Origin of the sequence: Streptomyces litchfieldiae (assembly GCF_031845365.1) — a bacterium.
GTDB classification, from domain to species: Bacteria; Actinomycetota; Actinomycetes; order Streptomycetales; family Streptomycetaceae; genus Streptomyces; species Streptomyces litchfieldiae.
The window spans coordinates 156,312-178,453 of the sequence record NZ_JAVREL010000010.1; the positions used below are offsets into that span (position 1 = coordinate 156,312).

General features: G+C 71.7%; 21 protein-coding genes and 2 pseudogenes. 8 read left to right on the forward strand and 15 right to left on the reverse strand.

The window, feature by feature from the left end; genetic code table 11:
• Positions 1-48 precede the first annotated feature (48 nt).
• The 6 genes from RM590_RS18500 to map form a co-directional block, all read right to left on the reverse strand.
• Positions 49-1,644 carry an alpha-amylase family glycosyl hydrolase gene (locus RM590_RS18500; RefSeq protein ID WP_311705720.1) on the reverse strand — a complete coding sequence of 532 codons (1,596 nt, stop codon included), beginning with the start codon at positions 1,642-1,644 and terminating at the stop codon, positions 49-51.
• Between the two features lie 62 nt (positions 1,645-1,706).
• Positions 1,707-2,531, reverse strand: coding sequence for a carbohydrate ABC transporter permease (locus RM590_RS18505; protein ID WP_311705721.1), 825 nt, complete (start codon positions 2,529-2,531; stop codon positions 1,707-1,709).
• Complete coding sequence (locus RM590_RS18510) at positions 2,528-3,613, reverse strand: carbohydrate ABC transporter permease (protein WP_311705722.1); 1,086 nt, start codon at positions 3,611-3,613, stop codon at positions 2,528-2,530. The genes RM590_RS18505 and RM590_RS18510 overlap by 4 nt, the downstream gene beginning before the upstream one ends.
• 35 nt (positions 3,614-3,648) lie before the next feature.
• Positions 3,649-5,022 carry an ABC transporter substrate-binding protein gene (locus RM590_RS18515; protein WP_311705723.1) on the reverse strand — a complete coding sequence of 458 codons (1,374 nt, stop codon included), beginning with the start codon at positions 5,020-5,022 and terminating at the stop codon, positions 3,649-3,651.
• 70 nt (positions 5,023-5,092) lie between these two features.
• Positions 5,093-5,749, reverse strand: a complete 657-nt coding sequence (locus RM590_RS18520; RefSeq protein ID WP_311705724.1) for a biliverdin-producing heme oxygenase — start codon at positions 5,747-5,749, stop codon at positions 5,093-5,095.
• A 160-nt stretch (positions 5,750-5,909) separates the two neighbouring features.
• Complete coding sequence (gene map / locus RM590_RS18525; RefSeq protein ID WP_311705725.1) at positions 5,910-6,776, reverse strand: type I methionyl aminopeptidase; 867 nt, start codon at positions 6,774-6,776, stop codon at positions 5,910-5,912.
• Between the two features lie 33 nt (positions 6,777-6,809).
• Between map and RM590_RS18530 the strand changes: the two genes are divergently transcribed.
• From RM590_RS18530 to RM590_RS18540, 3 genes are all read left to right on the forward strand, one after another.
• Positions 6,810-7,061, forward strand: a complete 252-nt coding sequence (locus RM590_RS18530) for a hypothetical protein (RefSeq protein ID WP_311705726.1) — start codon at positions 6,810-6,812, stop codon at positions 7,059-7,061.
• Positions 7,062-7,094: 33 nt separating this feature from the next.
• The gene (npdG, locus tag RM590_RS18535) at positions 7,095-7,805 is read left to right on the forward strand and encodes an NADPH-dependent F420 reductase (protein WP_311705727.1); all 711 of its coding nucleotides are present in this window, start codon (positions 7,095-7,097) and stop codon (positions 7,803-7,805) included.
• An 88-nt stretch (positions 7,806-7,893) separates the two neighbouring features.
• Positions 7,894-8,097, forward strand: coding sequence for a hypothetical protein (locus RM590_RS18540; RefSeq protein WP_311705728.1), 204 nt, complete (start codon positions 7,894-7,896; stop codon positions 8,095-8,097).
• Between the two features lie 34 nt (positions 8,098-8,131).
• Here the strand turns inward: RM590_RS18540 and RM590_RS18545 are convergent.
• The 3 genes and pseudogenes from RM590_RS18545 to panB all read right to left on the reverse strand — a co-directional run bounded on the left by RM590_RS18545 (position 8,132) and on the right by panB (position 10,168).
• Positions 8,132-8,710, reverse strand: a pseudogene (locus RM590_RS18545) (ABC transporter permease).
• Between the two features lie 30 nt (positions 8,711-8,740).
• Positions 8,741-9,094: pseudogene (locus RM590_RS18550) on the reverse strand (ATP-binding cassette domain-containing protein); the annotation flags it as partial.
• Between the two features lie 204 nt (positions 9,095-9,298).
• Entirely contained in the window at positions 9,299-10,168 is an 870-nt protein-coding gene (panB, locus tag RM590_RS18555) for a 3-methyl-2-oxobutanoate hydroxymethyltransferase (RefSeq protein ID WP_311705729.1), read from the reverse strand.
• A gap of 203 nt (positions 10,169-10,371) precedes the next feature.
• Between panB and RM590_RS18560 the strand changes: the two genes are divergently transcribed.
• The 3 genes from RM590_RS18560 to pspAB all read left to right on the forward strand — a co-directional run bounded on the left by RM590_RS18560 (position 10,372) and on the right by pspAB (position 12,999).
• Positions 10,372-11,400, forward strand: a complete 1,029-nt coding sequence (locus RM590_RS18560; RefSeq protein WP_311705730.1) for an endonuclease/exonuclease/phosphatase family protein — start codon at positions 10,372-10,374, stop codon at positions 11,398-11,400.
• An 85-nt stretch (positions 11,401-11,485) separates the two neighbouring features.
• Positions 11,486-12,385 (forward strand): zinc metalloprotease HtpX, encoded by a 900-nt coding sequence (gene htpX, locus RM590_RS18565; RefSeq protein WP_311705731.1) that lies wholly within the window; start codon positions 11,486-11,488, stop codon positions 12,383-12,385.
• 8 nt (positions 12,386-12,393) lie between these two features.
• The gene (gene pspAB, locus RM590_RS18570; RefSeq protein ID WP_311705732.1) at positions 12,394-12,999 is read left to right on the forward strand and encodes a PspA-associated protein PspAB; all 606 of its coding nucleotides are present in this window, start codon (positions 12,394-12,396) and stop codon (positions 12,997-12,999) included.
• Here the strand turns inward: pspAB and RM590_RS18575 are convergent.
• Positions 12,959-14,767 carry an NAD+ synthase gene (locus RM590_RS18575; RefSeq protein WP_311705733.1) on the reverse strand — a complete coding sequence of 603 codons (1,809 nt, stop codon included), beginning with the start codon at positions 14,765-14,767 and terminating at the stop codon, positions 12,959-12,961. The genes pspAB and RM590_RS18575 overlap by 41 nt on opposite strands.
• Before the next feature lie 206 nt (positions 14,768-14,973).
• Between RM590_RS18575 and RM590_RS18580 the strand changes: the two genes are divergently transcribed.
• A complete protein-coding gene (locus RM590_RS18580) occupies positions 14,974-16,023 on the forward strand; it encodes a terpene synthase family protein (protein WP_311705734.1) in 1,050 nt (349 codons plus the stop codon).
• On the opposite strand, the gene RM590_RS18585 is transcribed toward RM590_RS18580, so the two are convergent.
• From RM590_RS18585 to RM590_RS18605, 5 genes are read right to left on the reverse strand one after another with little or no spacing between them, the layout of a single operon-like run.
• Positions 15,968-17,422 carry a cytochrome P450 gene (locus RM590_RS18585; protein ID WP_311705735.1) on the reverse strand — a complete coding sequence of 485 codons (1,455 nt, stop codon included), beginning with the start codon at positions 17,420-17,422 and terminating at the stop codon, positions 15,968-15,970. The two genes, RM590_RS18580 and RM590_RS18585, sit on opposite strands and share 56 nt — an antisense overlap.
• Positions 17,419-18,051: a GTP-binding protein gene (locus tag RM590_RS18590; RefSeq protein ID WP_311705736.1), complete on the reverse strand. Its 633-nt coding sequence runs from the start codon at positions 18,049-18,051 to the stop codon at positions 17,419-17,421. The genes RM590_RS18585 and RM590_RS18590 overlap by 4 nt, the downstream gene beginning before the upstream one ends.
• Positions 18,032-18,412: a DUF742 domain-containing protein gene (locus RM590_RS18595; RefSeq protein WP_311705737.1), complete on the reverse strand. Its 381-nt coding sequence runs from the start codon at positions 18,410-18,412 to the stop codon at positions 18,032-18,034. Before RM590_RS18595 ends, RM590_RS18590 begins: the two co-directional genes overlap by 20 nt.
• Complete coding sequence (locus RM590_RS18600; protein WP_311705738.1) at positions 18,409-18,849, reverse strand: roadblock/LC7 domain-containing protein; 441 nt, start codon at positions 18,847-18,849, stop codon at positions 18,409-18,411. The genes RM590_RS18595 and RM590_RS18600 overlap by 4 nt, the downstream gene beginning before the upstream one ends.
• Positions 18,850-18,883: 34 nt before the next feature.
• Complete coding sequence (locus RM590_RS18605) at positions 18,884-20,302, reverse strand: ATP-binding protein (RefSeq protein ID WP_311705739.1); 1,419 nt, start codon at positions 20,300-20,302, stop codon at positions 18,884-18,886.
• 397 nt (positions 20,303-20,699) lie between these two features.
• On the opposite strand from RM590_RS18605, the gene glnA reads away from it, so the two are divergent.
• Positions 20,700-22,061 carry a type I glutamate--ammonia ligase gene (gene glnA / locus RM590_RS18610; RefSeq protein WP_311705740.1) on the forward strand — a complete coding sequence of 454 codons (1,362 nt, stop codon included), beginning with the start codon at positions 20,700-20,702 and terminating at the stop codon, positions 22,059-22,061.
• Positions 22,062-22,142: the final 81 nt, after the last annotated feature.

Sequence of the window (22,142 nt, forward strand, 5' to 3'; positions counted from 1 at the left end):
GTCTGCCGCCTGGAGCGCACTCCAGGACAAGCGGTTTGAACCGGCCCGTTACAGCGCGAAGATGCCGTAGCCGAAGCCGGGGACGCTGACCTGCTGGCCGACGACGGTGGCGCCGTTGGTCTCGATGGGGCGGGCGGTGACCAGGCCGGGCGCGGCGAGAGTGTAAGTGGCGGGCTCCCGGCGGGGGTTGATGGCGACCAGGTAGCGCTCGCCCCGGGTGTAGACGAGGGGGTAGCCGGTGTGCAGGACGGTGACGGACGCGCGGGAGCGGAGTTCGGGGGTGGCCTTGCGCAGCGCGATCAGGCGGCGGACCAGGTGCAGCAGCGAGTCCTGGTCGGCGCGCTGGGCGGCGACGGTGGGCCGGTCGGGGTCGGGGTCAATGGGCAGGTAGAGGCGGTGGGTGGGCGCGTTGGAGAACCCGGCGTTGGGGCTGGAGTCCCACTGCATCGGGGTGCGCGAACCGGCCCGGTTGTAGCGGCTGCCCAGGACGCTGCCCTCGTGGTCGGGCAGGCCGGGCAGGTAGCGCATGCCGATCTCGTCGCCGTAGTAGATGGCGGGCAGGGTGGGCCAGGTCATCTGGAACGCGAAGGCGGCGGGGAGCTGTTCGGCGGTGCGCGGGCCGCAGGCCAGCCGGGAGAAGTCGTGGTTGGCGCTGGGCAGCGTGATGAAACCCCGGGCGCCGATGACCGCGTTGACCGACTCCCAGGCGGTGACGAACGTGCCGGCGGTGCCGCCGCCCTCCGCGTCGAAGTAGCAGTGGCGCTGCGTCCAGTGGTCGGCGACGGTGCCCTGGTTGTTGTTCCACAGGGAGCGCAGCGGCAGCCCGTCGGAGGGGCCGCCGAACTGGAGGAAGAAGTCGGAGTGGAAGCCGGCCGGCACGGAGACCGCCGGGTCGCCCCACTCGGCCAGCAGCGCCGCGTCGGGGTGGGTGTTGTCCAGCCAGTCGCGCAGTTCGGCCCACAGCTTGCTGGTCTCGCCCAGGTCCGGGTCGTCCTTGACGAGGGAGTGCGCCATGTCCACGCGGAAGCCGGCCAGGCCCAGGCGCAGCCAGTGGTCCATGATCTCGCGCAGCGCGGCCCGGTTGGCGCGCGGTCCCTCGGCGTCCACCGGCTGGCGCCAGGGCTCGGCGGGGTCCTTGCGGGCGTAGCCGAAGTTCAGCGCGGGCTGGGAGTCGAAGAAGTTCGGCAGATAGCCGCCGGGGCGGCTGCCGGGGGAGGGGACGAATCGTTCCGGCAGGGCGTGGTCCAGTTCGGCCCAGATGTAACGGTGGTTCGCCGGGTCGTTCGCCGCCGCCTGGAACCAGGGGTGCTGGTCCGAGGTGTGGCCGGCCACCAGGTCGAGCATGACGCGGATGCCGAGCCGCCGCGCGGTGTCCACCAGCTTGGCGAGGTCGTCCGACGTGCCGTAACGGGGCGCGACCGACAGGTAGTCGGAGACGTCGTAGCCCGCGTCGTTGAAGGGGGAGGTGAAGCAGGGGTTGAGCCAGACCGTGTTGACGCCGAGCCACGCCAGGTGGTCCAGGTGCTGGGTGATGCCGGCGAAGTCGCCGATGCCGTCCCCGCCTGAGTCGGCGAAGCTCTGCGGATAGATCTGGTAGAGGACGGCGTCGGCCAGCCAGGCGGGGGTGGGACGGAAGGACGGCATCGCGAGGGGGGACCTTTCCTGTCATATGCCTGCGCGAGGCATGCGAGGGGCGGCGCCGGGCATCAGCCCTTCACCGCGCCGGCTGTCAGGCCGGAGACGACGGCGCGGCGGAAGACCAGGACCAGCAGGGCGATGGGCAGGACCGAGACCATGGCGGCGGCGAAGATCGTTCCGTAGGGAATGGTGAACTGGCTGCCGAACAGCGCCAGCCCGACCGGCATCGTCCGGAACCGGTCGGCCGTGTTGAGGGTCAGCCCGATCAGGAACTCGGTCCAGCAGGCGGTGAAGGTGAAGATCGCGGCGGTGAACATCCCGGGCCGGGCCTGCGGCAGGATCACCGACCACACGGTGCGCACGGGCGAGGCGCCGTCCACCCACGCCACTTCCTCCATCTCCTTCGGGATCCCGAGGAAGAAGTTCCGCAGGATCCAGACCGCGAACGGCACGTTCAGCGCCGTATACACGAGGATCAGCCCTTGGTAGCTGTTGAGCCACCCGATGTCGCGCATCAGCAGGAAGAGCGGGGCGGCCAGCGCGATGGTGGGGAAGAGGGAGATCATCAGCAGCGCCACCATGATCGGGGCCTTGCCGCGCAGCGGGAGCCGGGCCAGCGCATAGCCGGCGAACGCGCTCAGCGACAGCACGATCGCGGTGGCCACGACGGACACCAGCACGGAGTTCAGCAGGTAGGTGCCGAAGTTGTTGTCGACGAACGCCTGCTTGTAGTTGTCGAAAGTGATCTTCTCCGGCCAGAGCGTGGGCGGATTGGCGCCGATCTCGTCCACGCCCTTGAGCGAGGAGACGGCCATCCAGTAAAGCGGGGCGGCCACGAACGCGGCGATCACCAGCGCCGCCGCGTGAGTCCAGGTCAGCCGGATCCGGTTCATGTCCCAGTCTCCTCCTCGCCCACCCGTGCCTTGAACACGCGCATGAACAGCAGACAGCCGCAGAGCACCAGGGCGGCGGTGCTGGCGGCCACGGCCGCGCCCGGGCCGAAATCGAGGTTGGTGAACATCACCTGCCAGCCCAGCAGGGCCAGGGATTCGGTGGCGTCGCCGGGCCCGCCGCCGGTCAGCACGAACGGCAGGTCGAAGATGCCGAACGCCTGGAGGATGCGGAAGAGGACGGCGATGACCAGCGCGGGCCGCAGCAGCGGCAGCCGCACCCGCCAGAACGCGGTCCAGGCGTCGGCGCCGTCCACCTTGGCCGCCTCGATCACGTCGCGCGGCAGCATCATCAGGCCGGCCAGCACGATGATCGCCACGAACGGGGTGGTCTTCCAGATGTCGGCCACCGCCATCGAGAGGATGGCCGGCATGCGGGTGCCGAGGAACTGCACGGGCTCGCCCGCGACCGAGTCGGACATCGAGGTCAGGATGCCGTAGACGCCGTTGTACATGTACGCCCACAACTGCGCCGAGACGACCGTGATCATGGCCCAGGGCAGCAGGAGCAGCGCCATCATCCAGCCGCGGCCGGCGCCGCCGAGCCGTTCCAGTACCAGCGCGATGAGCGTGCCGAGGATCAGCTCGGTCAGCACCGTGCCGATGGTGTAGAGGATCGTGAACAGCAGCGCGTGCCGCCAGCGCTCGGAGCGCAGCAGCAGCGTGTAGTGGTCCGAGGTGAGGCCGGACAGCCGGAAGCCGTCGGCGGACACGGTGACGTTGCTGAGGCTCATCGCGACGGAGAAGGCGATGGGGAAGAGGGTGACGGCCAGCACGATCAGCAGCGCCGGCCAGGTGAACGCCCAGCCCAGCCGGGCGAAGCGGCGTTCCAGCACCGAGCGCTGCGAGGTGAGGTGCCGACGGCCCCGCCCGGGCTCGTCCCCGGGCCGGTGCGGCGAGGTGACGGGCGGCGGCGGCTCGTCGTGGATGGGCGCGAGGGGGCGCCGCGCCCGCCCGGGGGCCACGGTATGCCCGTCGTCCTCACCGGCGGCCGAAGGGACCTCTTCCGGGGGCTCGTCACTCACGGCAACCTCACGCTCGCTTCATCACTCACGGGAGCTCACAGGGCCTCGTCGTCCAAGGCCCGCTGGATGTCCGCCGAGGCGGCGCGCAGGGCGGCGCCCGGAGGCGTCGAGCCGGCCAGTGAGCCGTTGATGTTGGTGAAGACGCCATTGCTGACCTGCGGATAACGGGGGGTGGCGCTCGGCCGGGCGACCAGCGGGATGTCGGAGGCCAGGGCGAGCACCGGGTCGTCGCGCCGCAGGTCCTCGTCCTTGAGCACCTCGGCGTTCGTCGGCAGCACCGAGTTCTCGGCGAGCATCCGCTGGGCCTCCGGGCCGGTCATCCACTTGATGAAGGCCAGCACCGCGCCGAGCCGGTCGCTGTGCGGATTGGCCGCGAGGTTCCAGCCGCCCATCGCCGAGGGGCCCGGGCCCTCCTCGCCCTCGAACGTGGGCAGCGGCGCGACGCCGACCTTCCCGGCGACGGCGGAGATCTCCGGGGTGTTGGCCTCGCCGTAGCCATGGGCCCAGTTGCGGTGGAACGCGGCGTCGCCCTCGACGAACGTCTGGATCGACTGCGGCTCCTGGAAGCTCGTGTTGGCCGAGGGCGCCACGCCGTCGTTCATCATGCCGCGCATGAAGTCGAGCACCCGCCGGTTCTCCGAGGAGTCGATCTCGCTGCGCTCGTGATCGTGTGACACGATGCGGCCGCCGGCGGCGGCCGACATCTCCAGCCAGTTGACGGTGAGCCCCTCGTAGTTGGCCCACTGCCCCACATAGCCGTACTTCACATCGCCCGAGTCCTGGAGCGTGGCGGCCGTCTCGGCCAGCTCCTCCCAGGTCTTGGGGACCTCCAGGCCGTGCTTGTCCAGCAGGTCCTTGCGGTAGTAGAGGAAGCCGGCGTCCGCGTAGAGCGGCGCGGCCAGATGTTTGCCGCGGTACTCGGTGACGGCGGCGCGCCTCTCCTCGAACCGATCCCAGAAGTCGTCGGGCAGGTGTTCGTCCAGCGGCATCGCCAGATTGGCGGCGCCGAACTGGGCGGGCCAGACGACGTCGCTGTTGAAGACGTCGATGCTGGACGAGCCGCCGGTGATCTCGGTGGTCAGCGTGGCCCGCATGGTGTCGGTGTTGTTCGGTGCCGCGTGGAACTCGACCGAGATCTCCGGATGCTTCTTCTCGAAGGCGTCGATGAGCTTCTGCGGCAGGCCCTCGGGCCCGAAGTTGATGGCGTACCAAGTGATGGAGCCCGACGCCGGTCCCACGTCCCGCGGATCGACCGAGGCGGAGCCGGCGGCGGAGCCACAGGCGGCTGCGGCCAGCAGGACGGGGACGGCGCAGAACGCCACAACTCGGCGGATGGACGTGCCCAGGACGTACTCCCCTTGTGGATAACCGCGTTCCTGGGCGTCAGCCTCGCGTGCGCGCCTTCTCACACAAAGGAGAAAACGCTCTTATCGGAAATATTCACTGGAAAGGCGCCGCCGGGTGGGGGCCGGGTGGGAGTCAGTGCCCGGCGCGGTCCAGCTCCACCAGCAGCCCGATGTTCAGCGCGTACGCCCGCCGGCACTCGTCGACGATCCGCTCCCGCTCGTCCTCGCCGGCCGGCAGCGCGTCCAGCAGCGAGCGGTACTGGCGCTTGAAGGCGGCCGGGTTCGCGATGTCGTCGAAGACGTAGAACCGCACCCCGTCGCCCTTGCGCGCGAACCCCCAGGTCCGCTCCGCCACGCCGCGCACGACCTGTCCGCCGGAGAGGTCGCCGAGGTAGCGGGTGTAGTGGTGGGCGACATAGCCGCCGGGCCAGTCGCGGGCCACCTCGCCGATGCGCCCGGTGTACGCCGCCGTCGAGGGCAGCGGCGCGATCGCCTCCCGCCAGTCGGGGCCGCCGTGCAGATGGTCCAGGTCCCGCCCCAGCGCGGCGGTGCGGAACAGCTCGGGCCGGACGAACGGGCCGGCCACCGGGTCGGCGGCCAGCGCGCCCGCGGCCTCCTCCAGCGCGCGGTAGACGAACCAGAGCTGCTCGGTGTAGCGCCGGAACGCCCCGACGCCCAGCCGCCCGCCGAGCAGCGCGTCCATGAACGACGAGTCGTGCGCCTCGGCGTGCTGGGCGTGGGAGGACTCGCGGAGCCGGGCGGAGAACGGGATGGTTTCGAGCACGGTCACGACGGGCCTCCGAACCGAAAGCGGCGGGGCGCGGCCGACTGCCACGCCCCGCCATACTGTCTACTTAGGCTTACCTAAGTCAAGGTCTTGCCGACACCGTGTCGGTAAGCCGTGTTCGGTACACCGCGCCGGTGAAACGCCGGGCGCGCCCGGCCCGTTGTCACGGCAGCGTCAGGATCTCCGCGCCGCTCGCCGTCACCAGCAGCGTGTGCTCGAACTGGGCCGTCCGCTTGCGGTCCTTGGTGACCACCGTCCAGTTGTCCGCCCACATCTCCCACTCGTACGTGCCCAGCGTCAGCATCGGCTCGATCGTGAACGTCATCCCCTCCCGCAGCACCGTCGTCGCCTCCGGGTCGTCGTAGTGCGGGATGATCAGGCCCGAGTGGAACGCGCTGTTGATGCCGTGGCCGGTGAAGTCCCGCACCACGCCGTAGTGGAAGCGCTTGGCGTAGGACTCGATGACGCGGCCGATCACGTTGATCTGCCGTCCCGGCCTGACCGCCTTGATGGCCCGGTTCAGCGCCTCCCGGGTGCGCTCCACCAGCAGCCGCGACTCCTCGCCCACGGCCTCCTCGCCGCCCACGAGATACGTCGCGTTGGTGTCCCCGTGCACGCCGCCGGTGAACGCGGTGACGTCCAGGTTCACGATGTCGCCCTCGCGCAGCACCGTGGTGTCGGGGATGCCGTGGCAGATCACCTCGTTGACCGAGGTGCACAGGGACTTGGGGAACCCGCGGTAGCCCAGGGTCGACGGATAGGCGCCGTGGTCGCACAGGTACTCGTGCGCCACCTGGTCCAGCCGGTCGGTCGTCACGCCCGGCTCGATGTGCGCCGCCGCCTCCGCCAGCGCCCGCGCGGCGATCCGCCCCGCGATCCGCATCCGCTCGATCGTCTCCGCGTCCTGCACATGCGATCCGGTGTACCGGGCGGGGCCCTTGCGGCCCACGTACTCGGGACGCGGAATGGCGGAGGGCACCGAGCGCGCCGGGGAGATCCTGCCGGGAACAAGAAGTGACTGGCCAGACATGCGATTGAGTGTACGGGCGGGCAGGATGAAGGCATGGCTGCTCTCTTCAGGCGCAAGGCGACCGGCCGGCCCGGCGAGTGGTACTACTGCCTCAAGCACCGCGTGGTCGAGGAGGGCCCCGAGTGCCCGGCCAAGGACCGGCTGGGGCCGTACGCCACCCGCACCGAGGCCGAGCACGCGATCGACACCGCCCACGAGCGGAACGCGGAATGGCGCACCGACCCCCGCTGGAACGACGAGGAGGCCGACCCCGGGGCCGGGGCGGACCGGGGTGGGAGCCCCTGATGAACTCGCCCGCGGGGGTGGGAGGATGCGGGCATGACTTCAACTGACGCAGGCGCCGCCGCGCCGAAGCCGGCCAAGGACCCCTGGGAACTGCCCGACGTCTCCGGCCTCGTGGTCGGCGTGCTCGGCGGGACCGGCGACCAGGGCCGCGGCCTCGCCTACCGGCTGGCCCGCGCCGGGCACAAGGTGATCATCGGCTCCCGCGCCGCCGAGCGGGCCGAGACGGCGGCCGAGGAGCTGGGCCACGGCATCGTCGGCCTGGACAACTCCGGTTGCGCGCGGGAGAGCGACGTCGTGATCGTCGCCGTGCCCTGGGACGGCCACGCCGCCACGCTCACCGCGCTGCGCGAGGAGCTGGCCGGCAAGCTCGTCGTCGACTGCGTCAACCCGCTGGGCTTCGACAAGAAGGGCGCCTACGCGCTGGTCCCCGAGGAGGGCAGCGCCGCCGAGCAGGCCGCCGCCCTGCTGCCGGACTCCCGCGTGACCGCCGCGTTCCACCACCTGTCGGCGGTGCTGCTCCAGGATCCCGCGATCGAGAAGATCGACACCGATGTGATGGTCCTGGGCGAGAGCCGCGCCGACTGCGAGATCGTCCAGGCGCTGGCCGCCCGCATCCCCGGCATGCGCGGCGTCTTCGCCGGGCGGCTGCGCAACGCGCACCAGGTCGAGTCCCTGGTGGCCAACCTCATCTCCGTGAACCGCCGCTACAAGGCCCACGCGGGCATCCGCCTGACCGACATCTGAGCCCTCGGGCGCGTGCGGGACAATGGGGTCCCACACGCCGTTCACCAGGCCCGAGACACCAAGACCCGAAACAGACCCGGAGCACCTCATGCCCGCCGTTCCCCCGGCCGGCGGCCGGCCCCGCCGGCTCGCCCTCTACGCCCTGATCCTGTGCGCGCTCGCCGTCGCCGCCGCGGTGATCTCGTTCGTCGAGGGGAACTGGCTGGGCGTCGTCTGGGTGCTGCTGGCCGGCCTGTCGTCCAACATGGCCTGGTACTACCACCGGAAGGCCAAGGCCCGGCCGACCGCTTAGGCCCTGTCCTGTCCGAGCCCGGTCGGCCGGGGTCTCAGGCCGTCTTCGAGCGGAAGCGGGCCACGGCCAGCGGCGCGGTGACCGCCGTGATGCCGATGGACCGCAGCACGGAGGCCAGCGCGGACAGCGGGTTGGCGTCGGCGAACGACTCCAGCCAGCCCGGCATGGGTGTCCGTCGGCACGAAGATCGACGAGGCGAACCGCAGCGGCAGCAGCGTCATCATCGCGAACCCCTGGATCGCCCGGGCGGAGTCCAGCGTCAGGCCCACCAGGAAGCCGACCAGCAGCACCACGAACGCCACCAGCAGCCGGCCGATCTCCACCACGACCTGGGCCACCAGCACCGAGGACCGGGCGATCGGCATCGACCGGAAACGGTCCATCACGCCCTTGCCGAAGTCCTCGTTCACGCCGGTGCCCACCGCCATCGCGATGTTGAGCCCCAGCATCGCCATCAGGCCGGGCACCACGCAGTTGACATAGGCGTCCTGAGGCCCTGCCGGATCTGCATCGCGTTGCGCCGCACCAGCGCGCCGATGTGCCACAGGTTCGAACGCAGCCCGATCCGCGGATCCTCCAGCGCGGCCGGGTCGTTGGCGACGGTCGTGCTCATGCGGCGGCCTCCTGAAGCTCCTTGCCGGTGTCCGTGTCCAGGCTGGGCAGATGCGCCGAGATGTCCGCGATGCCGAAGCCGCGCGGCCATCGCGCCCAACTGCCCGGCGTCCGCCGGGCGGATCGTCAGCGTGCGCCCGCCGACGCGCGCCTTGAGCTCGGCGATCGTGCCCTCGGCGATGATCCGCCCGTGGTCGATCACCGTCAGCTCGCTCGCCAGTTGTTCGGTCTCCTCCTTGCCGCCGGCGACGATCCGCTTGACCTCGTCCCACACCTCGTTGCGCGAGCGCGGGTCCAGGCCCGTGGTCGGCTCGTCCAGATACAGCACCTTCGGGTCGCCGATCATGGCGGCGGCCAGATCCAGCCGGCGGCGCATGCCGCCCGAGCACGCCCATCACGGTGCCCTCGCGGACATCGAGATCGATGCCGTCGACGGCCCTGGTGTCGCCGAAGTGTCTGACCAGCTCCCGGACTTCCACGGCGGTGCGGCCGGGGTCGGTGGAGTTGTGTCGCGTCATGCCGCCAGGCTGTCAGCCGTCACCGACAGCCCACCGACAAGTCACCGACAAACGGGCCGCACCGCCACGGATCAGTGGAAGCTGTGCTCCTCCGCCGGGTACGTCCCGCCGACGACGTCGTCGGCGAACGCCCGGGCCGCCTCGCCCAGCGCCTCCCGCAGCCGCCCGTACTGCTTGACGAACCGCGGGGTCCGGCCGCCGGGCCAGTCGGTCATCCCGGCCATGTCCGTCCACACCAGCACCTGGGCGTCGCACTCCGCGCCCGAGCCGATGCCGACCGTCGGGATGTGCAGGCTGCGCGTGACCTCGGCGGAGAGCTCGGCCGTCACCAGCTCCAGCACCACCGCGAAGGCGCCCGCGTCCTGCACCGCCTTGGCGTCCCGCAGAAGCTGCTGCGCCGCCTCCTCGCCGCGGCCCTGCACCGGGTGCCCGCCGTACGCGTTCACCGACTGGGGGGTCAGGCCCACGTGCGCCATCACCGGAATGCCGGAATCCACCAGCAGCCGGATCTGGTCCGCCGAGCGCTCGCCGCCCTCCAGCTTCACCGCGCCGACGCCGGCCTCCTTGACCAGGTGCGTCGCGCTGCGCAGCGCCTGCACCGGGCCCTCCTGATAGGACCCGAACGGCAGATCGCCGACGATCAGCGCCCGCTTGGTGCCCCGCACCACCGCCGCGGCCAGCATGGTCATCTGTTCCAGGGTGACGGGCACGGTGCTCTCGTACCCCAGGTGGGCATTCCCCATGGAGTCACCCACCAGCATCACCGGGATGCCGGCCTCGTCGAAGACGGAGGCGGTCATCGCGTCGTAGGCGGTCAGCATCGGCCACTTCTCGCCGCGCCGCTTGGCCGCTCCTATGTCCCGGACGGTGATCCGGCGGCTGCTCTTGCCGCCGTAGAGCCCCGGCCGGGCAGGCGTGTGCTGTGTCATCGCGCTGGTCATCGCGCTGCTCCTGTTCGTCGTCTCGAAGCGCCGTATCGGCGTCCCCGGATCGCCTTCCATGGTCGCACCGACGCCGGGCGGACGAAAAGAGGGTGCTGGTATAACGGAACCCCGCGCACCGTCGTGACCGTCTTGAGATCACACGTATCCGGGGCTCGCAGAGGGGTTCCCGAGGCGGAGCGCGACGTCAGCGAGGGCAGCGGATGGCACGTTTGTACACCCCGGAAACCCGACCGGACGAGGGCGCCGACGACGGCGCCGGAGCCGCCGGGGGCGGTGGTGGTGCCAAGCCGCGCTGGCGGGACCGCGTCGGCCGCTGGCGGCGCGGCTGGATCGTGGGCGGCCTGGCCCTGCTGCTGGCGCTGATCATGCTGCTGCATTCCAAGATCCCCAACCAGATCGGGAACCTGGGCAGCCTCACCCAGACCTTCCTGCCGTGGCTGGGCCTGGCCATCCCGGTGCTGGCCGGCTGCGCGGTGCTGCGCCGCTCGGCGACGGCCGTGATCGCCGTGGTGCTGCCGGCGTTGGTGTGGCTCAACCTCTTCGGCGGACTGCTGCTGGACAAGTCCGGCGACGGCGGCGCGCTGATGGTCGTCAGCCACAACGTGGACGCCGCGAACGAGGACCCCGCCGCCACCGCCCGGCAGCTCGCCGAGTCCGGCGCCGACCTCATCGCCCTCCAGGAGCTGCCCGCCGACCGGCTCCCCACCTACGAGGAGGAGATGGCCGCCAGCCACCCGTTCCACAGCGTGCAGGGCACCGTCGGGCTGTGGAGCCGCTACCCGCTCAGCCAGACCAGCCCCGTGGACATCGGCATGGGCTGGACCCGGGCGATGCGCACCACCGTCAGCGCGCCGGGCGGCGAGATCGCCGCGTACGTCGCGCACCTGCCCTCGGTCCGGGTGCAGTTCCGGGCCGGCTTCACCGCCGAGCAGCGGGACGACGCCGCCGACCTGCTGGGCCGGGCCATCGCGGCCGAGCCGCTGCCCCGCACCGTGCTGGCGGGCGATCTGAACGGCACCATGAACGACGGCGCGCTGGCCCCGCTCACCTCCCAGTTGCGCTCCACCCAGGGCGCGGCCGGCGCCGGCTTCGGCTTCAGTTGGCCGGCCGGCTTCCCGATGGCCCGGATCGACCAGATCCTGGTCCGCGACCTGGAGCCGGTCTCCTCCTGGACGCTGCCCGCGACCGGCAGCGACCACCTGCCGGTGGCCGCCCGCGTGGATCTCTGACCCCGTTCGCTCCCGTTCTCCCTTTTGCCCTGGGCTGATCTACTTTTGAGGGGAGGGGCAGCTCGCGGGGGAACGGGAGGAAGACATGGCGAAGACCCGATACGTCCCCGACCGGGGGCTGACGAACCGCATGGTGCTGACCATGTTCCTGATCGGGCTGCTCTACGTGGTCTTCACCGGGGTGCTGATCGCCGCGTTCGGCAAGGCGTGGCCGCTGATCGTGGTCATGGTGGGCGGCCTGTTCGCCGCGCAGTTCTGGTTCAGCGACCGGATCGCCGCGTTCAGCATGGGCGCCCGCGAGGTCACCCCCGAGCAGGCGCCCGAGCTGCACGGCGCCGTGGACCGGCTGTGCGCGCTGGCCGACATGCCCAAGCCCAGGGTCGCGATCGCCGACACCGACGTGCCCAACGCGTTCGCCACCGGCCGCAGCCAGCGGAAGTCGCTGGTCTGCGCCACCACCGGGCTGCTGCGCCGGCTGGAGCCCGACGAGCTGGAGGGCGTCCTGGCGCACGAGCTGTCGCACGTCGCGCACCGGGACGTGGCCGTGATGACCATCGCCGCGTTCCTCGGCGTGCTCGCCGGGCTCATCACCCGGATGGCCCTGTGGACCGGCCTCTTCGGCCGCGGCGGGCGCAACAACCAGAACATCTTCCTGCTGCTCATCCCGCTGATCAGCGCCCTGGTGTACGTGATCAGCTTCCTGCTCACCCGGCTGCTGTCCCGCTACCGCGAGCTGTCCGCGGACCGCGCCGGGGCGCTGCTCACCGGCCGGCCCTCCGCGCTGGCCTCGGCGCTGACCAAGGTCTCCGGGCAGATGGCCCGCATCCCCACCCGCGACCTGCGGCAGGCCGAGCCGTTCAACGCGTTCTTCTTCGCCCCCGCGCTGTCGTCCGGCGCCAGCCTGAGCCGGCTGCTGTCCTCGCACCCCACGCTGGAGCAGCGCCTGGACCGGCTGGCGAAGCTGTCCGGCCAGCTCGGGAGGTGACGGGCGCGATGGGCTTCCTCGACGCCATCCTCGGCCGCCGCAAGCCGGCGCCGCCCGACCTCGACCAGCTCTTCGCCGTGCCGTCGGCCGCCGTCACGCTGGAGGCGGGCGCCGGATTCACGCCCACCGGGCTGGGCTCGGTGTGCTTCGCCAGCGTGGAGGGCGGCGCGTTCGACCGTGTGCGGCAGGAGGTGCGGGAGCTGCTGGACGCGGACACGGCCACCGGCGGCATCCCCGTGGAGTTCAGCCAGGACTCCTACGGCTACACCTGGCTGCTGGCCCGGCACGGCGCGGACGACCTCACCGGCCTGGTCAACGATCTGCACGCGGTGAACACCTCGCTGCGCGACGCCGGCTTCGGCCCCCAACTCCTGTGCTCGCTCACCTGCTTCGAGGCGCGGCCGGCGGACGGGGAGCCCGGCCGGCCGCGCCCGCTGGCGCTGGTCTACCTGTACAAGCGGGGCACGTTCTACCCCTTCGCGCCGCTGCCCGGCGCCACCGAGCGCCGCGACAACGGACTGGAGCTCCAGGTCCGCGCCCTGCTGGGCGACGACCTGCGCCTGGAGGAGGACCTCACGCGCTGGTTCCCGGTGTGGGGCGCTCCGGGTCTTTAGTGGGAGCCGCGCCCGGCTCCTCCCGCCAGCGGTTCGTGATCGGCAGCCGGCGGTCCTTGCCGAAGCCCTTGGGCGAGATCTTGGTGCCCGGCGGGTACTGGCGGCGCTTGTACTCGGCGGTGTCCACCATCCGCAGCACCCGCGTGACCAGCTCGGACGGGAAACCGGCGGTGATCAGCTCCGCCCGGCCCCTGTCCTGGTCCACATACAGCTCCAGCACCCGGTCCAGCACGTCGTAGTCCGGCAGCGAGTCGGTGTCCACCTGGCCCGGCCGCAGCTCCGCGCTCGGCGGCTTGGCGATCGAGTTCTCCGGGATGGGCGGGGTCTCGCCGCGCCGGGCCGCCGCCTCGTTGCGCCACCTGGCCAGCCGGTAGACGCCCGTCTTGTACAGGTCCTTGATCGGCGCGTAGGCGCCCACCGAGTCGCCGTAGAGCGTGGAGTAACCGACGGCCAGCTCGCTCTTGTTGCCCGGGGCCAGCACGATGTGGCCCTCCTGGTTGGACACGGCCATCAGCAGCGTGCCGCGCAGCCGGGACTGAAGGTTCTCCTCGGCCAGCCCGGTCAGCTCCACCGCCGACATATACGCGTCGAACATCCCGCCCACCGGAACCGTCCGCAGGTTCAGTCCGGTGCGGCGCGCCAGCTCGGCCGCGTCGCTGCGCGAGTGCTCCGAGGAGTACCGCGAGGGCATCGAGAGGCCGTACACGTGCTCGGCGCCCAGCGCGTCGCAGGCGATCGTGGCGGTCAGCGCGGAGTCGATGCCGCCGGACAGCCCGATCAGGACCGAACGGAAGCCGTTCTTGTTCACATACGCCCGCACGCCGGTGACCAGCGCCTGGTACACCACCTCGGTGTCGTCCAGCAGCGCCGCCTCGCCGCCCAGGTGGCGCGGCTCGTAGCGGGGGAGCGGGTCGGCCGACAGCGTCACATGGTCGATCTCCAGCCCGTCCTGCACCCGGCCCGAGGGCGGTGTCGGCGCGGCGGCCGGCAGGTCGAGGTCCAGCAGCAGGCACTCCTCGGCGAACTGCGGAGCGCGGGCGATGACCGAGCCGTCGTGGTCCACCACGATCGTGTCACCGTCGAAGACCAGTTCGTCCTGGCCGCCGACCATGGCCAGATACGCCACCGCGCAGCCGGCCTCCTGCGCCCGCTTGCGCACCAGCTCCAGCCGCGTGTCGTGCTTGTGCACCTCGTACGGCGAGGCGTTGATGGTCAGCAGCAGCCCGGCCCCGGCCGCGCGGGCCGCCGGCACCCGGCCGCCCTCCTGCCACAGGTCCTCGCAGATGGCCAGCGCCACATCGACGCCGTGGACGCGCACCACGGGCAGGGTGTCGCCCCGCACGAAGTAGCGGAACTCGTCGAACACCCCGTAGTTCGGCAGGTGGTGCTTGGCGAACGTCAGCGCCACCTGGCCGCGGTGCAGCACGGCGCCGGCGTTCCGCGGGGCGCCGGCCGGCTGGCCCACGTTCTCCCGGATCTCGTCCTCGGACCGGTCCAGATAGCCGACGACGACCGGTACCTCGCCGAGCCCTGACTCGTTCAGGCGAGTGGCCAGCTCGCCCAGGGCGCGGCGGCTGGCCGAGACGAAGGACGCGCGCAGCGCCAGGTCCTCGACCGGGTAGCCGGTCAGCATCATCTCGGGGAACGCCACCAGGTGCGCGCCGCGGTCCACGCTGTGCCGCGTCCAGCGCAGCACGGCTTCCGCGTTGCCGGTCAGATCACCGACGGTGGAGTCGATCTGGTTCAGGGCGATACGTAGTTGTGGCACGCGACCGAGTCTAATCGTCCGATTGACATTATGGGTCGTTGGGCGGCGCGTTCCGGTCGTTGTCCGGGCGGACACACGCCCGTGAGCGGGGGCAATCCGAAACGCAGTCCGCATATTCGGCCAGGATGTGGCAAAGCGCGGTTGCCCGGGAGCGCGTGAGGGCAGAGCTACTCCACGTCACCGAGGGTCCCGCCGGAAGGGGTGACATGCCGCAGGACGTCCGCTTCGCGCTGCCCTTCGCCGCCCGCCGGGGCGCCGGGTGCGACCGGGCCCGGAAGCGCCACATCGCCTGGATGCGGGCGCACGGGCTGGTCAACGAGCCGGGCGTGCTGCGCCGTTATCTGGACTGGCGGCTGACCGACCTGGCGGCGTCCGCCTACCCCGAGGCCACAGGTGACGACCTGCACCTGGTGACGGACGCCGTCTGCCTGGGCTTCCCGCTGGACGACCAGTTCGACGGGCCGCTGGACCGGCAGCCCGAACGGGCGGCGCGGCTGGCCACCGAGCTCGCCGCCATCCCCTACCGCGCGCCCGGCGCCCCGCCCCGGCTGGACCTGCCCCTCACCCGCGCCTACGCCGACCTGTGGCGGCGCAGCGCGGCCGGGATGTCGCCGTCCTGGCGGCAGCGCGCGGCCGGTCACCTGACGCGGTTCTTCCTCGCCTATCTCCAGGAGGCGCAGAACAGGCACCTCGGCACCCGGCTGGCGGAGGACGCCTACGTCGCGCTGCGGCGGCAGGCCGTGGGCACCGCGCCCTGCTTCGATCTCATCGAACGCGCCGGCCACTTCGAGATCCCGCCCGGCGCGTACTGGAGCCGCGAGCTCCAGACCCTCACCCGCTGCGCCGGCGATGTGATCTTCCTCTGCAACGACGTGCACTCGGTGGAACGCGAGGAGGCCCAGGACGACCCGCACAATCTGCTGCTCATCCGGCAGCGCGCGCGAAGCTGTTCGCGGGCGGAGGCCACCGCGCAGGTCGTCGGCCTGGTCGCCGCGCGGGTGGCGCTGTTCCAGACGGTGGCCGCGCGGCTCCCCGCGCTGTGCGTCCACTGGCGGCTGAACGCCCGGGGCGCGGCGGCGGTGGAGCGGTACGCGGACGGGCTGCGCGCCTGGATGGCCGCCAACGAGTGGTGGGGCACGGCCTCGGCGCGTTACACCCCGGACGGCACGCCCGGCCCGGCGGTGCCCCGGCCCGTCCGGCTCACCGGCCGAGCAGCCAGTCCAGCGCCGCCCGCCAGCCCCGCACCCGTCCGGTAGCCGGGCCGGCCCCGGCCGCCGCGGTGGCGGGGGCGTGTGACGCGGCCGGGGCCGCCGGGCGGTCCCGGGCGGCCGGCTCCTGCTCGGCGGGCGCCGGCCGGCGGGGGGTGAACGCGACCGGCAGCGCGTCCAGATGACGCGACCAGGTGGACGCGGACCAGCTCAGCTCCGCCGGCTCGACCGTGAGCCGGATGTCCGGCAGCCGGGCCAGCAGCACCTCGATCGCGGTCACCGTGATGGCCCGGCCGATGTCCTGGCCCGGGCACTCGTGCGGGCCGCTGGTGAAGGCCAGGTGCGAGCGGTTCCCGTGCATCAGCGCGCCGGGCGCCGGGCGGATCCCGGGGTCGGCGTTGCCCGCGGCCAGGCCCAGGAGTAAGACGTCGCCCTTCCTGATGCTCTGGCCGCCCAGCTCCACGTCGTGCAGGGCGAACCCGCCCGGGCACACCGAGATCGGCGGCTCGTCCCACAGCACCTGCTCCACGGCGGCGGGCAGCGTCATCCGCCCGCCGTGCAGCGAGCCCTGGAAACGCGGGTGGGCGAACACCATCCGCAGGGTGTTCACGATGAGGTTGGTGGTGGTCTCGTTCGCCGCGACCAGCACCAGCCGCAGATGGTGCTTCACCTCGTCGTCGGACAGGTCGCCCGGGTGCGCGATCAGCCAGGACGCCAGGTCGTGGCCGGGCGCCGCGTGCTTGCGCTCCACCAGCCGGTGCAGCACGCGCTGGATGTAACGGTCGGCGTCGACCGCCTTCTCGGTGCCGATCAGAAGCTGACGGCTGGCCGTCACCAGCCGGGGCCCCTCCGCCTCGGGCAGCCCCAGCACCTGCGTCAGCGTCAGCATCGGCAACTGCTGCGCGTACTGGGACAGGATCTCCGCCCGCCCCTGCTCCACGAAGCCGTCGATCAGCCGGTGGGCGCTGCGCTGGACCAGCCGGCGCAGGCCGCGCCGGTCGAAGCGCTGAAGGCTCTCGTTCACCGCGCCGCGCAGCCGCTGGTGCACCTGCCCGTCCTGGTGCGTGCAGTCCGGGCCCCACAGCAGCACCGGCGCGATGGGCGAGTCGGTGCCGACGCGGCCCTCGCGGAACTCCGCCCAGTTGCGCCCGTCCCGGCTGAACCGCCGTGGGCTGCGCGTCACTTGAAGGATCTCGTGGTAGCCCAGGATCAGCCAGGCCGGCACATCGCCCTCCAGCAGCACGGGGGCGACCGCGCCGTGCCGGGTGCGCAGCCGCTCGTAGAGCGTGGCGGGATCGGCCGCGGCGGCCGGGCCGTACAGCCGCTGCACATCGCCGGGGCCCAGCGCGGCGGGACACGTGGCCGGCGGCTTCTCGGCGGTCGATTCGGCCGGGGACTTCCCGGCCGTCGGCTCGGTGCGGGACGGGTCGGGCGAGGGCTCGGTCACGGGGCCTCCGGGGGCTTCGCGGAAGAGGTGGCGGTGGCGTAGAGGTAGCGCAGCAGCGTCAGCAGCACGTCGCGGCTGGAGTCGAGCTTGCGGGCGTCGCAGCCGACCACCGGCACGTGGTCGGGCAGGTCCAGCGCGGCGCGCAGCTCACCGGCCGGGTGGAGCGGGGCGTCGGGGAAGTTGTTGACGGCGACGACGAACGGCACGCCGCTCTCCTCCAGCCGGTCCATGGGCAGGAAGCCGTCCTCCAGTCGGCGGGTGTCCACCAGCACCACCGCGCCCAGCGCCCCCTCCAGCAGGCCGTTCCACAGGAACCAGAACCGCTGCTGCCCCGGCGTCCCGAACAGGTACAGCACCAGCCGCTCGTCGAACGTGATCCGGCCGAAGTCCATGGCCACGGTCGTCTCGGACTTGCACTCCACCCCGGCCAGGTCGTCCACGCCGACCCCGGCCGAGGTCATGGTCTCCTCGGTGGTCAGCGGGCGGATCTCGCTGACGGAGCCGACCATCGTCGTCTTGCCGACGCCGAATCCGCCGGCGATCACCACCTTCACCGATCTCTCGGCCGAGTCGGGCAGCAGATCCGCCGCCCGGGGCCCACCGGGGAACTCAGAGTCGTTGTAGCCCATCGATCAACGCCTTCAGGGTCGCGAGGTCGGGATCCGCTGCGGTCCGCCGCTGCTCGGTGCGTGACTCCTTGATCTCCACATGTCCGTCGGAGTACAGGTCCAGGAGGAGGACGACGACCGCGCTGAACGGCAGGCCGAGATGGGCGGATATCTCGGCCACCGACAGCGGGCGCCGGCAGACGCGCAGCAGCGCCGCCCGCTCCGGCGGCATGCCCGGCCCGGGCCCGGAGTTGGCCACCACGAGGGTGACCAGGTCCAGCGCGAGGGACCGCCGCCGCGCCCCCGCCCGGTCGGCGTGCCCGCCGGTGACGACATAGAGGGGAACGGACTTCCCGTCCTCGTCCCGGCCGGTCGCTGTCACGGCGCGGCCTGCTCGGGGGTCCTGGCGCCGGTGGACAGGTGGTCGCCGATGCGCTGCACCAGATCGCGCATCCGGTTGCCCACCATGCCCGGATCGACCTCGTCGGTCGTGGTGACGGCGAGATAGGACCTCGCGCCGGCCGACATGAGATAGAAGAAGCCGCCGTTCAGCTCCATCAGCACCATCCGGATCTCGCCCTCGTCCGGCTCGGGCCGCCGGGCGAACTCACCGGCGATCGACTGCGCCAGGCTCTTCACGCCGGACGCGGCGGCGGCCAGCCGCTCCGAGCTGTCCCGCCGGTCGCCGTGCTGCGCGATGCACAGCCCGTCCGAGGACAGCACGACGATGTGCTGGACGCACGGAACGGTGGCCGCCAGGTCCCGGAGCATCCAGTCCAGACCGGACACCCGCCGCTGGGTCACCTGCTTCTCATTCATCTTCCGGAATCTCCGCCCGCCTGCTGGAACAACTTCACTCGTTGCGCGACTGATCGCCGGCGGGTGGGTCGGTGGCGGTGGGCGGCCACTCGCTCGGCTCGGCCCGCAGCCCCGCGAAGAACGCGTCCACCCACAGGCCGGGCGGCCGGCGCCCCGACTCCTCGGGCGCCTCCCGGCGCGCGACCGCGCCCTGCCCGGCGGGGGCCGTGTCCGGCTCGCGCCTGCTGCGGCGCTGCGGCAGCCCGTTGGCGGCCCGCTCGTAGACGGGCGTCTCCTCGTCGTCCGCCGGCCGCGGCGGGCGGGGCACGAACGGGCTCGGCTTCGCGTAGGTCGGGTAGGAGGGCGGGGGCACGGCGGTGAACAGCTCGTCCGGGAGGTACACCACCGCGCGCACGCCGGCGCCCGTGGACGGGCGCAGCGAGATCCGCGCGCCGTAGTGGCTGGCCAGGATGCCGGCGACCCGCAGCCCGATCCGGGCCGTCTCGCCCAGGTCCTCCAGGTCGATGCCGTCCACGCCCTGGCGCAGGAGGAACTCGGCGCGGCGCTGCGTCTCGTCGGTCAGGCCGGAGCCGCAGTCCTCGATGGACACCTCGATGCCGCCGGACACCTCCTGGGCGTTCATCACCACCTTGGTGGTGGGCGGCGAGTAGCGGGTGGCGTTGTCCAGCAGCTCGGCCATCACCAGGATCAGCGACTCGGCCGCCTCGCCGACCACCGCCGTCTCGACGACATGGTGCTGGGTGACCCGGGTGTACTCGGCGATTGGGCCGGAGCCCGCGCGCATCACGTCGTAGAGCGTGATCGGCACCCGCCAGCGGCGCAGCGGCACGCCGCCGCCGAGGACGGCCAGCGCGGTGGCGAACCGGCCGGCCACGTTGATGCCGTGCTCCACCACCATCAGATCGCCGAGCATCTTCGGGGTGTCGTGCCGGAACTGCATGGAACGGATGTGCTGTTGAAGGCGGTGGATCTCGGACTGGATGCGGTTGGCGACGTTCACGATGGCCCGCTTGCCGGAGTCCCGCTGGAACTCCTTCTCCCGCATCATGTCGACGATCGCGAAGACCAGCGTCTCGTGCGCCGCGTGGATCCGCACGTCCGAGGCGGGGCCCGGCGCCAGCCGCGGCACGACGTGGTCCTCCACCACGCCCCGCTTGAGCTGGTCCAGCAGCGGCGGCATCAGCTCGTAGACGAGGACGGCGGTGTCGTCGGCCTGCTGTTCCGCCTGCTCGCGCAGCGCCTCGATGACCCGCCCCCGCCGCGCGGTCTCGCCCGCCAGGGCGAGCACGGCCAGCGCGGCGACGGCTCCGGTGCCCAGCACGGCCGGCCACGCGTCGCCCCCGGCCAGGAACGCGGCGGCGACCGCGCCGGCCGCCACCAGGGCGGGGGCGGCGAGCCATCTGCCCGTCGTGCCGGAGCGGCCAGGGGCGTGTAAAGCATCGGCGTGCACCATGGGCATCCTCACTGGCCTCGGCGGGCACGGTGGCAACCGGTCGTAGCGGCCACAACTCGCTGTGTGACTCGGGAGAGTAGAGGGCGCGCGGGCCCCGGCGCAGGCCGTTGGGCAAACCTCCCCCGAACGAGCGGGGCGGGCGGCGGCGGTGGACCGTACGCTGTCGGCGGAAACGTCGCTGAGCTGGGGTTTGTCCGGGCCCCGCCGGTGAAATTCGCCCCGTAGATGTGTGGCCAAAGGTGGTGTCGGCTTCTTCCGCCGCGGTGTTCCACAATGGAGCCGGGCCGTCCCGGTCGCGCATGCGCAACGCCGCGGAAATCCTGTGATGGGATGCTCAGGAGCCCCAAGGACCCCGCGGCCCGGGACAGAGCCGTCTGACCAGCGAGGATGGGTGGAAATGGAGAAGCAGCAGGAGTTCGTGCTCCGCACGCTGGAGGAGCGGGACATCCGTTTTGTGCGGCTGTGGTTCACCGATGTGCTCGGCTTCCTCAAGTCCGTCGCGGTCGCTCCCGCCGAGCTTGAGCAGGCGTTCGAGGAGGGGATCGGCTTCGACGGCTCCGCCATCGAGGGGTTCGCCCGGGTCCACGAGTCCGACATGATCGCCAAGCCCGCGCCCAGCACGTTTCAGATCCTGCCGTGGCGCGCGGAGTCGCCGGGCACGGCCCGGATGTTCTGCGACATCCTGATGCCGGACGGCTCGCCCTCCTACGCCGACCCGCGCTATGTCCTCAAGCGCGCCCTGGCCAAGAGCTCGGACCTCGGCTTCACCTTCTACACCCACCCCGAGATCGAGTTCTTCCTGCTCAACGACAAGCCGGTGGACGGCTCCCGCCCCACCCCGGCGGACACCTCGGGCTACTTCGACCACACCCCGCAGAACATCGGCATGGACTTCCGGCGGCAGGCCATCACCATGCTGGAGTCGATGGGCATCTCCGTGGAGTTCTCCCACCACGAGGGCGCCCCGGGCCAGCAGGAGATCGACCTGCGGTACGCGGACGCGCTGTCCACCGCGGACAACATCATGACGTTCCGGCTGGTGATGAAGCAGGTCGCGCTGGAGCAGGGCGTGCAGGCCACGTTCATGCCCAAGCCGTTCTCCGAATACCCCGGGTCCGGGATGCACACCCACCTGTCCCTCTTCGAGGGCGACCGCAACGCCTTCCACGAGACCGGCGCCGAGTACCAGCTCTCCAAGATCGGCCGCTCGTTCATCGCCGGACTCCTGCGGCACGCCGGGGAGATCTCGGCCGTCACCAACCAGTGGGTGAACTCCTACAAGCGCATCTGGGGCGGCACCCAGCGCACGGCCGGCGCCGGCGGCGAGGCGCCCTCGTACATCTGCTGGGGCCACAACAACCGTTCGGCGCTGATCCGGGTCCCGATGTACAAGCCGGGCAAGACCGGCTCCACCCGCATCGAGGTCCGCTCCCTGGACTCCGGCGCCAACCCCTACCTCGCCTACGCCGTGCTGCTGGCCGCCGGTCTCAAGGGAGTTGAGGAGGGCTACGAGCTGCCGCCCGGAGCCGAGGACGACGTGTGGGCGCTCACCGACTCGGAGCGCCGCGCGCTGGGCATCGAGCCGCTGCCGCAGAACCTGGGCGAGGCGATCCAGTTGATGCAGCGCAGCGAGCTGGTCGCGGAGACGCTGGGCGAGCATGTCTTCGACTTCTTCCTGCGCAACAAGCGGCAGGAGTGGGAGGAGTACCGCTCCGAGGTCACCGCCTTCGAGCTGCGGAAAAACCTTCCTGTGCTGTAAGTGGCCACGGGTGTCGGCACATCATGCCGGCACCGGTCCGCACCCCCGGCGCAATCATTAGGGTAGCCTCACCTAAGTTGA